The 14,172-nt window shown below is 51.4% G+C and carries 17 protein-coding genes and 1 tRNA gene; 17 read left to right on the top strand and 1 reads right to left on the bottom strand.

The window, feature by feature from the left end; all coding sequences use genetic code 11:
- The first annotated feature begins 162 nt into the window (after window positions 1-162).
- Window positions 163-480, top strand: a complete 318-nt coding sequence (locus tag MKX50_RS07025) for an AzlD domain-containing protein (protein ID WP_213589192.1) — start codon at window positions 163-165, stop codon at window positions 478-480.
- A 14-nt stretch (window positions 481-494) separates the two neighbouring features.
- Window positions 495-1,205, top strand: coding sequence for an AzlC family ABC transporter permease (locus MKX50_RS07030; protein WP_213589190.1), 711 nt, complete (start codon window positions 495-497; stop codon window positions 1,203-1,205).
- Window positions 1,206-1,227: 22 nt separating this feature from the next.
- Here the strand turns inward: MKX50_RS07030 and MKX50_RS07035 are convergent, their stop codons facing one another.
- Window positions 1,228-1,863, bottom strand: a complete 636-nt coding sequence (locus tag MKX50_RS07035) for a PAS domain-containing protein (RefSeq protein ID WP_213589189.1) — start codon at window positions 1,861-1,863, stop codon at window positions 1,228-1,230.
- Window positions 1,864-2,085: 222 nt separating this feature from the next.
- On the opposite strand from MKX50_RS07035, the gene MKX50_RS07040 reads away from it, so the two are divergent.
- The 15 genes from MKX50_RS07040 to MKX50_RS07110 all read left to right on the top strand — a co-directional run bounded on the left by MKX50_RS07040 (window position 2,086) and on the right by MKX50_RS07110 (window position 14,155).
- Window positions 2,086-2,448, top strand: coding sequence for a helix-turn-helix transcriptional regulator (locus MKX50_RS07040; protein ID WP_213589188.1), 363 nt, complete (start codon window positions 2,086-2,088; stop codon window positions 2,446-2,448).
- A gap of 62 nt (window positions 2,449-2,510) precedes the next feature.
- Window positions 2,511-2,593 (top strand) — tRNA-Leu (locus tag MKX50_RS07045).
- 196 nt (window positions 2,594-2,789) lie between these two features.
- Window positions 2,790-4,508: an alkaline phosphatase gene (locus tag MKX50_RS07050; RefSeq protein ID WP_213589187.1), complete on the top strand. Its 1,719-nt coding sequence runs from the start codon at window positions 2,790-2,792 to the stop codon at window positions 4,506-4,508.
- Window positions 4,509-4,598: 90 nt separating this feature from the next.
- Complete coding sequence (locus tag MKX50_RS07055; RefSeq protein WP_213589186.1) at window positions 4,599-5,303, top strand: ABC transporter ATP-binding protein; 705 nt, start codon at window positions 4,599-4,601, stop codon at window positions 5,301-5,303.
- Entirely contained in the window at window positions 5,300-6,523 is a 1,224-nt protein-coding gene (locus tag MKX50_RS07060; protein WP_213589185.1) for an FtsX-like permease family protein, read from the top strand. Before MKX50_RS07055 ends, MKX50_RS07060 begins: the two co-directional genes overlap by 4 nt.
- 14 nt (window positions 6,524-6,537) lie before the next feature.
- Window positions 6,538-7,449, top strand: coding sequence for a hypothetical protein (locus tag MKX50_RS07065; protein WP_339158930.1), 912 nt, complete (start codon window positions 6,538-6,540; stop codon window positions 7,447-7,449).
- Between the two features lie 98 nt (window positions 7,450-7,547).
- A complete protein-coding gene (locus MKX50_RS07070) occupies window positions 7,548-7,973 on the top strand; it encodes an organic hydroperoxide resistance protein (protein WP_339158932.1) in 426 nt (141 codons plus the stop codon).
- A gap of 165 nt (window positions 7,974-8,138) precedes the next feature.
- Window positions 8,139-8,417: a hypothetical protein gene (locus MKX50_RS07075; RefSeq protein WP_213589182.1), complete on the top strand. Its 279-nt coding sequence runs from the start codon at window positions 8,139-8,141 to the stop codon at window positions 8,415-8,417.
- 169 nt (window positions 8,418-8,586) lie between these two features.
- A complete protein-coding gene (locus MKX50_RS07080) occupies window positions 8,587-9,018 on the top strand; it encodes a thiol-disulfide oxidoreductase DCC family protein (RefSeq protein ID WP_155609460.1) in 432 nt (143 codons plus the stop codon).
- Between the two features lie 148 nt (window positions 9,019-9,166).
- A complete protein-coding gene (locus MKX50_RS07085) occupies window positions 9,167-10,324 on the top strand; it encodes a hypothetical protein (RefSeq protein WP_339158936.1) in 1,158 nt (385 codons plus the stop codon).
- Entirely contained in the window at window positions 10,321-11,580 is a 1,260-nt protein-coding gene (locus MKX50_RS07090) for a CpaF family protein (protein ID WP_339158938.1), read from the top strand. Before MKX50_RS07085 ends, MKX50_RS07090 begins: the two co-directional genes overlap by 4 nt.
- Entirely contained in the window at window positions 11,580-12,380 is an 801-nt protein-coding gene (locus tag MKX50_RS07095; RefSeq protein WP_339158940.1) for a type II secretion system F family protein, read from the top strand. Before MKX50_RS07090 ends, MKX50_RS07095 begins: the two co-directional genes overlap by 1 nt.
- A gap of 19 nt (window positions 12,381-12,399) precedes the next feature.
- Window positions 12,400-13,275 carry a type II secretion system F family protein gene (locus MKX50_RS07100; RefSeq protein ID WP_213589179.1) on the top strand — a complete coding sequence of 292 codons (876 nt, stop codon included), beginning with the start codon at window positions 12,400-12,402 and terminating at the stop codon, window positions 13,273-13,275.
- A gap of 29 nt (window positions 13,276-13,304) precedes the next feature.
- Window positions 13,305-13,502, top strand: a complete 198-nt coding sequence (locus MKX50_RS07105) for a Flp1 family type IVb pilin (RefSeq protein ID WP_155609457.1) — start codon at window positions 13,305-13,307, stop codon at window positions 13,500-13,502.
- Window positions 13,502-14,155 carry a TadE/TadG family type IV pilus assembly protein gene (locus tag MKX50_RS07110; protein WP_339158942.1) on the top strand — a complete coding sequence of 218 codons (654 nt, stop codon included), beginning with the start codon at window positions 13,502-13,504 and terminating at the stop codon, window positions 14,153-14,155. Before MKX50_RS07105 ends, MKX50_RS07110 begins: the two co-directional genes overlap by 1 nt.
- Window positions 14,156-14,172 lie beyond the last annotated feature (17 nt).

Raw genomic sequence — 14,172 nt, forward strand, 5'->3', positions numbered from 1 at the left:
TGCTTGCTAAGAGTATAAAGTATGAAAATGATTTCAGGTCAATACAAGGAAACTATGTTACTATAAATCATAGGTAAGCAGGGCGGAAAACCCAGCATTTTATTGGAGTGCCGCTTGAATTTATATAAAGATAAAAGAACAACTTAGGAGCAGGATGGGTAAATGGAATCTCAACTTTGGATTATTCTTCTCATTGGAGCAGGTACTTATTTGTTTCGCGCAGGTTCGCTTGTGCTTGGAAGCAGGGTACAATGGTCGGAACGGACTAAGGAATGGCTTTCTTACGTGTCCCCCGCAGTTCTGGGTGCCTTGCTAGGGCCTTTATTATTGCTGGACGAGGGGCAGTGGGTGCCCATTAGGGATAATATTATGCTGTTAGCGGCCATACCAACGATAGCAGTAGCCTGGTGGACGCGGCGGTTGCTCTTGACTGTAACGGCAGGCATCGCCTGTTTTGCTGTATTATATTATTTCATGTGACAGGAGATATAAGCATGAGTCGAAGAGATAGAGTAGCTTTGGCGTTAAAGGATGTGCTGCCAATCATGCTGGCATATTTTCCTTTATCGATTACGTTTGGTGTCTTGGCAGCTGCGAGCGGGGTGCCCTGGCATACGTCGATCTTTAGCTCGATATGGATTTATTCCGGAGGGGCCCAGTTTATGCTTATCAGCATGCTGGATACGGCGACGGCTCCAGCTACAATCATCGCCACCATCCTGCTTGTGAATATGCGGCATATTCTGTATGGTGCCACAATGGGGCCGAATTTGGCGCATTGGCGGGAGCCATTGAAATGGCTGGCGGCGGTAGGATTAACGGACGAGAGTTTTGTCGTAACTTACAACCGTGCCGCTGCCGGCGAAAAGCTGGCGCCTTCCTATTATTTGACCTTTGCGCTGGCGGCATACGGATCATGGATTGCAGGTACGGTTGTCGGTGCGGGAATCGGCGGGATTGTTCCCTCAGAGGCCGCCGCTGTGCTTAGCTTTGCGCTTCCAGCGCTGTTCCTGGCACTATTGTTTGCTGGCGAGCGTACCCTTCCGCATTTGCTGGCAGCCTGCACAGGAGCGGGATTAGCTACGCTGGCAGGGCTCATGAATTTAGGCGGAATCGGCCTTATCGCTGGGGGGCTTGTCGGGGCTACGGCAGGCCAACTGCTGTACAGGCAAAAGAGCAGAATCAGCAAACAAGCCAAAAGCTAATATCCGGATACTAGCGTTAGCCCTAGTCCTCATTTACGGGTAAATCAAGGATTGAAGAATATTTGGGATACAAGACACGGATGCAATCCGGGCATATATCATGAGTAAATTCCGCATGAGTATTCCTGATCAGGAAGTTCTCGATATCGTCCCAGTGGTTATCTTCGTCCTTGATTCGCTTGCATACCGCACAGATCGGAAGCAGACCGCGCAGCGTGCGGATTTGCGTGATAATTTCTACAAGCTGCAGTTCATATTTCTTATAACGCGTCATATCTATGCAGCTCAGGACAACGCCGCCAATACAGTTCTCTTCCATAAGCGGAATAACCTCCAATTGGAACCATATCGTTTCTTGCGACAACGACAAATGAATGTGGAATTCCTTGCTATAGAAAGAACAGTCCCCTTGGAGGATGTTATTCAGCTGAGAAAGGAACATCGGGGCATTAGGGCACACATCCCGATTGTCCGGATTCTTTAGAAACTCGATAAGATTTAATCCGGGCCGATCCCATAAAGGAGATAGGCCCAACTGCGCGGCTTTCTTTGCCCAGGTTGGGTTCACCTGCTGGATGGTACCTTGGGAATCGGTTATGGCCAGGCTTTGGTTCAGGGACTGGGCAGCCGAAATCCATAAAGACGGACTATGGGTCATCGCGAACACTCCTATCTGAAATTACTAAAGGATAGATGCTGTCCTGGCTATTGTCACCGTGTGCGGGATCAAGAAGTGAAGGACCTGGATGGTCTATGATATAATGGCCTGGAAGGATTGCCCAAGACATAAAGAGGTTTAATCAAATTATACACGCAAATGCGTAATTTTACAACAAAATGACGTAAAAACGTAATAGTTTTGCGAAGGAGGGCCGAAGAGTTGTCTATTTATGAAAGGATCGAATCGCTCATCAAAAGCAAAGCTATGACCAAGAAGGAATTCTGCAAGGAACTTGGCATCAGCACCGGAAACTTGGGCGACTGGAAGCGCGGCAAATCTTCGCCCGGCACGAATAAGCTCATCGATATTGCCGCGTATTTCGATGTGAGTCTGGATTGGCTGATGACCGGCCGGGAACGCGAAGCAGTACAGGTGCATGAGGAAAGAGAAGCCTATGCTGCGGACGAGCCGGACTGGAACCGCCTTAGCAGCCGTCTGACAGAGCGTGAGAAGGCTTTTATTCAGGAGTATCTGGAGTTTACCGAATACCGCAGAAAGTTAAAGAGGATGGGAGGAAAATAATAACACTTTACTTTTAGTTACCGCGGCGATATAATATAAAATGTTCGCTTCAAACATAACCTGCGGTCGTGGTGGAATGGCAGACACGCTATCTTGAGGGGGTAGTGGGTGTATACCCGTGGAGGTTCGAGTCCTCTCGACCGCATATGGCAAATGAAGAAAAGCCGTTTCTTTAGTAGATTATATCTGCTGGAGAGACGGCTTTTTTGCTGTGAATTGGATCTGGATCATTCTCGAAGCCGACTGACAGGTTTAACATTCAGAGAACAATTATTTGACATTCCCCTAAAGATTGGGATTTACACTCGTAATAGTTCTGAACATTGTTGGGAGGAGATTTAGTGAATAAACTACTGAAAGGCTTGGCAATCGGCGGGTTGGTATTATCCGTTGTTTCCGCCGGAACATTGGCAACAGCGAAGGAGAATACCTCGGGGGCGGCAGTCTCGAAAGGGCAGTCCAAAAATTTGATCGTTCTGATCGGGGACGGCATGGGGCCGGCGCAAGTATCGGCGGCTCGTTATTTTCAACAATACGAGAATAATGTAAAAAGCCTGAATTTAGATCCGTATTATGTGGGACAAGCGACGACGTATGCGGATCGCGGGGAAGACGGCGGGCAAATCGTCTCCGGAATTGTGACGGATTCGGCCTCTGCGGGCACGGCATTTGCGACGGGAAATAAAACGTATAACGCAGGTATCAGCGTCTCCAACGAAGACGTCTCCAGACCGTTTGCCTCCGTGCTTGAAGCCGCTGAGCTGAATGGCAAATCGACAGGTCTCGTTACGACTGCGCGTATCACCCATGCCACTCCGGCCGTATACGCTTCGCATGTGCGCAACCGTGACAACGAGAACGCAATCGCATCGCAGTATCTGGATAGCGGGATCGATGTGCTGTTTGGCGGGGGCGAATCATTTTTCCTGACAAAAGAAGAAAAAGGCAAGCGCAGCGATAAAAATCTCCTTCCTGAATTCGAGGCCAAAGGCTATAAAGTTGTAAAAACAGGACAAAGCCTGGGCAAGCTGTCTGCCAAGGATTCCAAAGTGCTGGGATTGTTCGGAAGCTCCCACGTTGCTTACGTGCCGGATCGTACGGCTGAAGTTCCAAGCCTGGCTGAGATGACCTCGAAGGCGCTCGAAATTTTGTCCGCCAACGAGAATGGGTTCGCTATCATGATCGAGGGAGGACGCATCGACCATGCCGGCCATGCGAACGATCTGCCAACGATGGTTCAAGAAGTGATTGATTTTGACGAGGCCTTTAAGGTGGCGATTGAATTCGCCAAGAAGGACGGAAATACGTCGGTCGTCGTTACCGCGGATCATGAAACGGGCGGCCTGTCCTTATCCAGGGACAACATTTACGAGCTTAATGTAGATCTATGGAATCAACAGAAGAATTCCTCCGAGAGCTTGGTAACGGTTTTGAATGAGGCAAAAACGATCGCGGACGTTAAGAAAATCGTTGCAGACAATACTTGGATTACTGATCTGACTGATGAAGAGGCGCAATACATCCTCGATGGCGACGGCTCCTCTTATAAACGTGAAGGCGGGTATAACGCCGTCATCTCCAAGCGTCTGCTTGTCGGCTGGTCCGGTCACGGGCATTCCGCTGTGGATGTAGGCGTGTGGGCTTACGGGCCGATCGCCGAGAAAGTAAAGGGTCAAATCGACAATACGCGGATCGCTACTGCTAGCGCTGAGGTGCTGGGCGTTGACTTGCAACAAGCGACGGCTAACCTGCAAGCGAAGCATCTGTATCCAAAATTCAAAATTAACCGCAGTAATGAAGTTCTCTATCCGGCCAAAGCGTTAACGGAAGCTCTTGGAGGCAAGTACCAGGTTGCAAACGGCATAGCTACGATCAGCGGCAAGGGCGGCACGGTTACTGTGGATTTGAACGCGAAGAAGGCTAAATTGAACGGAAAAGACTCCTCGATTTCCGTAGATATTGATAATGATGTGCTGTACCTTCCGTTAACGGCATTTAGTCAAGTATCGGGACAACCCTTGAAGTGGGACGCTCTGTCCGAACGGATTGTACTAAAATAACGATAAAACATACAAATGGGGATGCCCAGCTGGGAAACAGGGGAATGTGCTTCTCCTGTTTTCCTGTATTTTCATATAGGAGGAAAGAATATGCTGCTTATTCAAGGGGTGAAGAAAGGGTTCCATGTAGGCGGAAACCGTATTCCGATCCTTGACATTCCGCGGTGGGACGTCGGGCGCGGGGAGAAAATAGCGATCATCGGACCAAGCGGCTCTGGAAAAAGCACCTTGCTTCATATTATTAGCGGAATTCTCCGGGCGGACGAAGGGGAGGTGCATATCGACGGGCAAGCGCTCCATCGCATGACGGAGCCGGCGAGGGACAGCTTTCGCGCCAGCCGCATCGGCTATATCCTGCAGGATTTTCACCTGATTCCCTCGCTTTCGGCTAGGCAGAATGTCGAAATTGTGATGCCTGCCCAAATGGGTGCCGCAGAGCGGCGAAAACGCATCGATCATTGGTTCGAGCGGGTTGGGCTCGGCGATCGCAGCCGCCATTTGCCGTCACAGCTGTCCCGGGGACAGCAGCAGCGCGTCGCGATCATTCGGGCGCTGGTCAATGAGCCGCCGATCGTCTTGGCGGATGAGCCTACAGGCAGCCTGGACTGGGAAACGGCGGACGAAGTGACGGATTTGCTGCTCGAGCTTTGCCGCGAAGAACAGCATACATTAATCGTCGTAACGCATGATCTGAATATGGCAAACCGTTTTCCGAGACGGGTCCATATTGGCGAAATCAATCAGATCAGCGGAGTGAAGCGTTTGGCCGAAAGTCGGGAGGAGAGGGCGATATGAACTTTTTTCACCTCATCCTAAGAAATATGCTGCACCGGAAATTTCTGTCCCTCCTGACGATTCTGTCGGTAACGGCCACGGTCGCATTCGTCCTGCTTCTCTCGTTATCCAAGGCGAGCGTTGAACAAGGGGCACAGAAGGGATACGGTCCATTTGACGTTGTCGTGGGCGCGCAGGGAAGCCAGACTCAGTTGGTGCTGAATACCTTCTATCACATTGGCGCTCCTGTCGGGAATATTCCTGGCCGTATAATGGATATGGTTCTGGAGGACAGCGGGGTCGAAAAGGCTTATGCCATCACAACTGGCGATAACTATAACGGTTTTCCGATTGTGGGTGTTAACCCGGAATATTTTCTAACCCGGTATGGCGACCAGAAGCTGCAGGAAGGAAGCTTATACAGCGAGACTGGCGAAGTGGTCGTCGGGGCCTATGTGGCTCGAATGCTCGGGCTGCGGGCAGGAGATACCTTTACGGGGGCGCACGGATTGGTCGAAGGCGCACATCATGCGGACATGGACGACGAAGGTCATGGCGAATCAGGCGAACATCATGATGACCACGAAAGCTTCATTTATACGGTAAAGGGCATTCTGCCCGTGTTGAATACCCCGGATGATCGTGCGGTCTTCACGACCTTGGACTACGCTTGGGCGGTCCATGGCCAGGTGCCGGGAGAGAGGGAGATTACGGCAATTCTGATCAAACCGGCCAGCCTGCTCGGTGCGCAGGGATTAAAAACTAAACTCGAGGGCATGCCTCAAGTCCAGGCCGTGTATACAAGCAAAGCTGTAGCGGATGTGGTAAATCTCGTGGATCAAGGGGCCGGGATCATTGAGGTGGTGACGATGCTTTGTGTCATCCTGGCTGCCATATCAATTCTGCTGTCGCTTATCGCAGCTGTCAATGAAAGAACAAAGGACGTGGGTCTCCTGCGTCTGCTCGGAAAATCAAAAACCTACGTGCTGATGACACTGGTCGGGGAAGGGATATTGGTAACGGCGGCGGGGCTTGTCTTGGGACTCCTGGCCGGGCATGCAGCGAGTTATGTTCTGAAAGATGCGCTGTTCAGTTATGCCGGCATCCAGATCACTCCTTTTCAATGGAGTGCTGATCATATCATGATTGCGGCGGCAACACTGGCGATTGGTGCCCTTGCATCCCTGGGACCGGCCCTGCGGTTGTACCGGATGGATTCATTGTCGCTATTCAAAGCGTAAGGAGGTATCCTGGATTGAAAAAAATAATACTCGTACTGCCGATTCTCGCTGCCGTCGTTTTGCTGCAAGCGTGCGGTCAGAAAGAACTGGCCAGCGAACAAGCAGGTTCGTTTGCGGCCGCAACAAACCACAGCCCGGCAGCAGTTACGCCAAATTCTTATGACCCTTTATCTACAGGTAAAGAAGCTAATGCAGTGGTCAAGGCGCCGGAGGACCCACCTGCTGATGAAGAGGAAGATATAGACGGGTTGGAGCAGCCGGCTAATGGGGATGATATTGTTAAGGCGGAGCTTCCTGCAGAGGAGCTAGCCGCGCAGGTACTTCCTGTCCCCGAAGCGAAACCGATCGTTAATGCGGGGGACGGAAGCAAGGCGGCCGAACCTTCTGCAGCCCCACCGGAGAGCGAGGCGCCAGAAAGCCGGGCGTCAGTTTCGGCTGAGAAGAACGTGAAGGAGGGCGCCAAGCAGACTGCGGCAATTGCAGCTCCCAAAGCGGAGGCAGCAGCAGTGACTGCGAAGGAAAATAAGCCGCAAGCTGCAGAGGAGACGAAGACAACGGGGCCAATGAAGATCGGCTGGTCGGAATTTTTTGATGGGGATGACCAAACGACGCCTTCGGACCGCTTCTGGGATCTCAGCGGTTCTACCGTAACGATTAAGGGATTTATGGGTGAGGTGCTGTCCTTTGAGAAAAACTGGTTTCTGCTTATCCCCGAGCCCGGCGCGGAATGCCCTTTTGACAATGGAGACGAGACCTATTGGAACAAGATCATGATCGTGTTTGTGCCAGAAGATGTGAAGCTGAGATATAAGTCGGAGCCGCTGGAGATCACAGGCCGTCTCGACGTCGGTATTAAAATCGACGAGTCGGGATATAAAACGATGTTCCGTCTGTATGACGCCTCCTTCAAGGAGATCAAATCCTAACGGGGGAACAGGAGAATAAACAGGGCAGGCGTTTCAAACCGGTCTTATTGCTTTAAATGGACAATGACCCGAATTTTTTAACAAGGAGGGAACGATTCATGGAAGCAATGTATACGGCAACAGCTACGATTCAGGGAGGAAGATCTGGCACCGTGGAGACTTCGGACGGGGCGTTGAAGCTGGAACTGAGCATGCCCAAAGCAATGGGAGGACAAGGCGGCTCCGGCACTAACCCGGAGGAGCTGTTCGCGGCCGGATATGGCGCTTGTTTCGCCAGCGCTCTGGAGCATGTAGCAGAACAAGACGGCATACAGCTGGAGCAGGCAATCGTGAAGCATCATGTGAGCATCGGCAAGGATCCTGCAGATGGCGGATTCCAATTAGCCGTGGCCATCGATGCGCAAATTCCGGGAGTAGAGCGCGGCACAGCCCAACAATTGCTTCATAAGGCGCATGATTTTTGCCCTTATTCGAAGGCGACGCGAGGCAATATCGAGGTGAAGCTGAACTTAATCGAAGGTTAATGATATGAAAAGACTTCTCATGGGCAATACTGTTCTGGAGAAGTCTTTTTGTCACGTTGAAATGGATTTAATTGGCATTCAATTCCAAGTTGACACACCGTAAAAAATTATTTAATATGTCTAAGTACTAAATAGGACTTAAATCTGATAATACGGGTGATGACCATGTCTTACAGACCGAGTGTACAGAACGTGACTAAGGCCAGCAGCAACGAAAAAGAAGGACTGTATGAATTCATCGTCACAATGGCTGATGGCTCAGCGTGCCGGGTATTTTTCCACCGGAATCCGGAGTGGCGGCTTACGAACGTCAGCCGGCTTCAGAGAACACCTTGTCCGGTATGCCGCAAAGATTTCATTTGCAAATGCATGGACAAATTCAGCGGAGAGATTAAGCAGCAATTGGATGACGGTCAGTGGATTGAGAAGGCGCTGGCTCAGTAAGATAGCAGTCAATCAACGTTGGGAGACGGGCTCGTAGAGGGATCTATGGGACGTTCATAAGATTGAAAAGCAAGCGGGTCGACCAAGGAGTTTCCTTGGCTGACCCGCTTGCTTTTTTCGTTTGTCCGAAGTCATGCTATAATTGCAATAAAAGCGAGGTGAAGGAACGATGGCGCAAACTTCGGGACAGCACGATAACGTCGTCCTGTTTGATGGCGTATGCCATTTATGCCAGGGAGCCGTTAAATTTATAATCAGAAGGGACCCAGAACGCCGCTTTCGGTTCGCTTCCCTCCAATCAGAAGCTGGGGAGAGAATATTGCAGGGCAGCCGGCGCCCGGACATTTCTCCTGATCGGATAAACACAATTGTCCTGTATCAGAACGGCGTTTATTATACGCGTTCATCCGCTGCGCTGCGAATCGCAAAAGGATTGCGGTATCCTTGGCCGCTTGCCTTTGGATTCATTATTGTACCGCGATTTATACGGGATGCCGTATACCGCATCGTTGCGGCTAATCGCTATCGCTGGTTCGGCAAGGACGAGACATGCCTTGTGCCCACGAAAGAGAATAAGGAACGATTTTTGCAGGATGGATAATCATCTTCAGAAAAAGCCTTGCGAGAGTCAGAGAAGTATGTTATTCTAACTGTAAATTTCAGGGATGAACGACGGAAGCACCGTCCAACAACCGCATCTGCGGTTATTGGACGGTGCTTTATTGCGTTCTTGAAAGGTTGTGATAAGGGTGGTTCCAGTTCGGCTTGTTCTGGCCGCTAGGGATGAGCAGTATATCGAGCCTTTTTTGCATTATGTCCGCCACAGCGAGTTTGACCGCCGCTTTTCCGTAACGGCTTTCAGCCGCGAGGATGCTTTCGTGCGGCATATGGAATCGAGCCGGCTTTACGCAGATGCCGTTTTGGCCGAGAAATCGTTTCTTGAAGCGTGGCTGGGTAGCGGGGAGACGCCCCAAGTTCCATATATTCATCTTGAGGAGGAGGGGACTGCGAAAGGTTGCGGAAAGAGCATTTCCAAGTATCAGCCGCTGCCTTTGCTTCTAACGGCGGTACTGGAATATGCGAGGGGAGGAGCCGCAGTCAGGGAGCCGGTGGATGGCAAGGCGCTTGTCGTCGGAGTATATTCCGCAGTAGGCGGATGCGGCAAGACAACGGTGGCCGCTCATCTTGTAAAGCAGCTTGCCGGAGAAGGCCGCAAGGTATTTTATCTGAATCTGGAAACGATCAGCAGCGGCATATTATCCGAAAATTCTTCTGTACAGGAAGGGCAGCATCGTACCCATGGCCTTGCCCGGCTTCTATACGACTTGAAGGCGGCGGGGGAGCGGGGCGAGCCTATAAATCAACCGGTCTCGTCTTATGCGTACAGGCATCCGGCCCTTGAAGGCGATACATTTGGGCCAGTGGACAATTTAAATGAAATGCTGGAAATGGAGTCCGGGGATACTGCTCGGCTGATTGATTTTATTGCGGACAGCGGACTTTATGATGTCATCGTCGCCGATGCCGATTCGTATCCTAATGCGCGAACGGAAACGGTGCTGGATCGTGCCGACAAGCTGGTCTGGCTGCTGGCCGACGAAGAGAATGTGGTGCGCAAGAGCGGATTATGGATATCTCACATGGAACGGTCAAATCCAGAACGCTGTCGCTTGATTATGGGAAAAGCATTGTTCGCGGTGAACCGGTGCATGGGGGAAGCGGGTCTGTCGCTGCCAAGACCTGGCATGACAGCAGAGATCGTGTTACCTAATATACCTTCCTGGAATCAGGGGGCGGGACAAGGGGCCATAATGCAATCCCCGGTTTTTCAGAAGGAAATTCTTAAGCTTAGCCGCAGTCTATACAGCTGGGGTCATGCGCTTGGAATTGGGGGAGCATCGGGGTGACGGAGGTTTTTTTTACGGAGCTGCGCGCAAGCATTCGCTCGGGACTGGATATGACATCAACGCTATCTGACTCGCAGCTGATGGATTACATTGAACGCCGTGTTCTTTCAGATAGCGGACTTAATGAGTTGACGGCTTCTGAGAAGCGTAAATGGGTGCGCAGGCTTTATGACTCTTTTCGGGGACTTGATGTGCTTCAGCCTCTCGTAGACGACCGGTCAGTGTCTGAAATCATGATCAACAGCCACGAGGAAATTTTTATTGAACAAAATGGCCAGGTACGGCGGATTGATGTGCGCTTTGAATCGCAGGAGAAGCTGGAGGACATGATTCAGAACATTGTTTCTACGGTAAACCGTGTCGTGAATGACTCCTCGCCGATCGTGGATGCAAGGCTTCCGGGCGGGTCGCGGGTGAATATTGTGCTTCCTCCGATAGCCCTCAAGGGGCCCACCATGACGATCCGCAAGTTTCCGGAGCAGCCTGTAACGATGGAGCGGCTGGTGGAATGGGGTTCGCTGACCGAAGAGGCGGCTCTTTTTCTGCAAGGTCTCGTCAAAGGGAAATACAACATTTTTATTAGCGGGGGAACGGGGTCCGGGAAGACCACTTTTCTAAACGCACTTTCGCAATATATTCCGCCGGATGAACGGGTGATTACGATTGAAGATTCGGCGGAGCTGCGGATCGTCACGGTGCCGAACCTAGTTTCGCTGGAGACACGCAATGCCAATACGGAAGGAAAAGGAGAAATCTCGGTTCGTGATTTGATTCGAGCTTCACTGCGAATGAGGCCTAACCGGATTATTGTCGGCGAGGTACGCGGCAGCGAAACGATCGATATGCTGCAGGCGATGAACACAGGACATGACGGGAGCTTGTCAACCGGCCACGCTAACAGCACGAAGGACATGATTAGCCGGCTGGAGACGATGGTACTGAGCGGGGCTGCACTGCCTGTTCAAGTGGTACGCCAGCAAATCGGCTCGGCGATTGATATATTTGTTCATTTATCCAGGCTGAGGGACCGATCACGCAGGGTCATGGAAATATCGGAAGTACGCGGTCTTGTCGAGGGGGAGGTGATGCTGAATCCGTTATTTGTTTTTCAGGAAGAAGCAGAGATCGAGGGGAAAATCCGCGGAAGGCTGACAAAGCGGAGTAGCCTGGCGAATCTCGACAAGCTGCGTATGGCGGGGATTGATTTGGAACAGGAGCTTGTACAAGCGAAAATGGCAGGAGGCGGGAACGCATAATGAAATTGGGGTTTGGATTAATCCGCAGACCTTCGCCCCCGGGGAGTGAGGCGGAAGGGCTGCCGGATTATCAGAACTACGTACTGTCGGGAAAGCAAACTATGCTCTGCCTGGCTGCAGGGGCCGTATTGTTTACGGCTGTCGGATATATCTTTTTCCATTCCTGGCTGCTGGCGCTTCTGCTTGCCGGCGCGGCGGTGTTTGTCCCGAAGCCGTGGAGCAGGTACCTGCTTCGTAGGCGAAGGGAAGCGCTCAGCCTGAATTTTAAACAGGCGCTTTATTCATTGTCCTCCTCGCTGGCAGCAGGCCGTTCCGTCGAGAACGGATTTCGCGAAGCGATTCAGGATCTTCGGCTGCTGTATCCAGACGGCAAAAATGATCTCATGATCGAGCTTGGGATCATATGCACCCGGATGGAGTACGGGGAGCCGATCGAGGATGCGCTGCAGGATTTCAGCAGACGGGCGGGCATGGAGGACATCAGCAATTTTGCGGATGTGTTTACGACCTGTAAACGCTCCGGAGGCGATTTGGTAGAAGTTGTGAGAAGAACCTCATCTATTATTAGCGAGAAGCTGGAAATCAGCCAGGAAATCAGCGTCATGATTGCTCAGAAGCGCTTTGAGGCCAAGGCGATGCTGGCATCGCCGGTCCTGTTTCTATTATTTATGGATTTAACTTCTCCAGACTATATGCAGCCGCTGCATCAAGGCGCCGGACTGGTCATTTCGTCGGCTGCCCTAATGCTGTTTGCCGTAAGCGCCTGGATCATGATGAAGATCATGGATATCCGGGTTTAGGAGGGGTGCTCATATTGACATGAACTTGCTGTGGGGAATTTTGGCGATCGTCCTCCTTCTGGCCTGGCTGCTGCTGTACAGTCAAACGTCGCGGCGGTATCCCGGCGCTGTAAAACTGCAGATGGATGGCATCCGGCTGCAAAAATTGGCTCCTCCCATGCTTTATGTGCTGGAGCGGATCCAGGTGTCGCAAAGATTTCCGCTGTTCTTCTTCAAAATCCAGCGTTCGGTCAGGCAGATTAACGGCCAGCAGCGCGGCGGGGAGTATACGCTGCTGTTCTTGGCGGAGATGCTTACCTACAGTTATCTGCTGCTCATTGGCGGCTGCTTGATTTCAATAGCGATGGAGGGGGAAGCCAGCGGGTTCCTCATCGGGTTCCTGCTCGCCGTTCTGCTGCCTGTCGCGCTAATTAGCGACTTGCACAGCAAGGTGAAGCGGCGGGAACAGCAGATTCTGCTTGAATTGCCAGAGCTGTTGAATAAAATCGTCCTGCTTGTCGGCGCCGGCTCGACAGTTCAGCAGGCGATCAAGCATTGCCTGGAACGGAAGCGCGGGCAAGAGAGCCATCCTTTGTATCGCGAGCTGTTTCAAATGCAGCGGGAATGCGAAGGAGGATATTCCTTTGCTCAGGCTATGGAAGGCTTTAGCAAACGCTGCGGCATCCAGGAGGTGTCCGCATTTACGACGGCGGTATTGCTGAATTTTCGCCGCGGCGGCAGCGATTTCGTGATGGCGCTTCGCGATCTGTCCCATTCGCTATGGGAGAAACGGAAAGCGGTCGGCAAGACCCTGGGAGAGCAGGCTTCATCCAAACTGGTTTTTCCAATGGTGCTGTTGTTTTTAATAATTGTTATTTTGGTGGGGACTCCCGCATTCCTGATTATGGATCTGTAGCTTTTATTAATTCGAGGAGGGGTTTGCTGATGTTAGAGGTATTGCGCGGAAGAATGGGAGAGCTTTGGCGGGATGAAGACGGTCTCGGTATGCTCGAGATGATTTTGATCATCGCGGTCATCGTTATTATTGCCGTGATCTTTCGTAAGGAGTTGAAGGCGATTGTTGAAAATCTGCTGTCCAAGGCTGACAAGAAGACGGACTCCTTTATGGACGGCGGAGAATAGTGAAGCTGCTGCGAAACAAGGATGGGAACTTTACGATAGAAGCCTCGCTTGTATTTCCGGTCATATTTTTTACGCTACTGCTGCTGCTGTTTTTTTGCATGTATTTATACCAAAATGCGGTGTTGGGCCATACGGCTTTCGCAGCTGCCGAGCGCAGCGCCTTTGTATGGGATAACAGCTACCGCGAACCAAAGACTGGGGCTTATGAGGACGATCAGTATGATTCGCTGTACTGGCGAATACATGACGATGGGATGCTGCAGCTTCTCTTCGGATCGTTTGGCGGAAATTCCCTGGCTGTATTGGAGCTGCCAAGCAGTACAGAGTCCAGCGGCAATCTGCCATTGAAGAAGCTCGGAAATATCGGCCGTAAAATTCCGGCTGGGATGGAAGGGCAAATGATATACGATAACAGGCTGCTGTTTCGTAAAGTTTCCGTAACACTACACCGGAACATCCCCCTTGCTCCGCTGGAGACTGTCATTGGGGACGTCAGGCAAGCAGGGCATTCCGCTTCTTATATTGTAGAGCCGGTGGAATGGATCCGCACCGTTGATCTTGTCCGTTATTACGGAGCGAGGTTTAAAGGAACAGGCAAGGAGCATGTCGGTCAGGCCGACGCGGGGAAAGCGCTGAAACTATATGCGAAATAAGGCCTCATCTTGAAGGG

Origin of the sequence: Paenibacillus sp. FSL W8-0186 (assembly GCF_037969765.1) — a bacterium.
Taxonomy (GTDB): domain Bacteria; phylum Bacillota; class Bacilli; order Paenibacillales; family Paenibacillaceae; genus Fontibacillus; species Fontibacillus woosongensis.

Bases quoted from the DNA above. Each gene is read 5' to 3' on its own strand.
- MKX50_RS07105 (WP_155609457.1), top strand. From the start codon at position 13,305: ATGTTAGAGGTATTGCGCGGAAGAATGGGAGAGCTTTGGCGGGATGAA.
- MKX50_RS07100 (WP_213589179.1), top strand. From the start codon at position 12,400: ATGAACTTGCTGTGGGGAATTTTGGCGATCGTCCTCCTTCTGGCCTGG.
- MKX50_RS07055 (WP_213589186.1), top strand. From the start codon at position 4,599: ATGCTGCTTATTCAAGGGGTGAAGAAAGGGTTCCATGTAGGCGGAAAC.
- MKX50_RS07060 (WP_213589185.1), top strand. From the start codon at position 5,300: ATGAACTTTTTTCACCTCATCCTAAGAAATATGCTGCACCGGAAATTT.
- MKX50_RS07030 (WP_213589190.1), top strand. From the start codon at position 495: ATGAGTCGAAGAGATAGAGTAGCTTTGGCGTTAAAGGATGTGCTGCCA.
- MKX50_RS07035 (WP_213589189.1), bottom strand. From the start codon at position 1,863: ATGACCCATAGTCCGTCTTTATGGATTTCGGCTGCCCAGTCCCTGAAC.
- MKX50_RS07095 (WP_339158940.1), top strand. From the start codon at position 11,580: ATGAAATTGGGGTTTGGATTAATCCGCAGACCTTCGCCCCCGGGGAGT.
- MKX50_RS07025 (WP_213589192.1), top strand. From the start codon at position 163: ATGGAATCTCAACTTTGGATTATTCTTCTCATTGGAGCAGGTACTTAT.
- MKX50_RS07070 (WP_339158932.1), top strand. From the start codon at position 7,548: ATGGAAGCAATGTATACGGCAACAGCTACGATTCAGGGAGGAAGATCT.
- MKX50_RS07075 (WP_213589182.1), top strand. From the start codon at position 8,139: ATGTCTTACAGACCGAGTGTACAGAACGTGACTAAGGCCAGCAGCAAC.
- MKX50_RS07080 (WP_155609460.1), top strand. From the start codon at position 8,587: ATGGCGCAAACTTCGGGACAGCACGATAACGTCGTCCTGTTTGATGGC.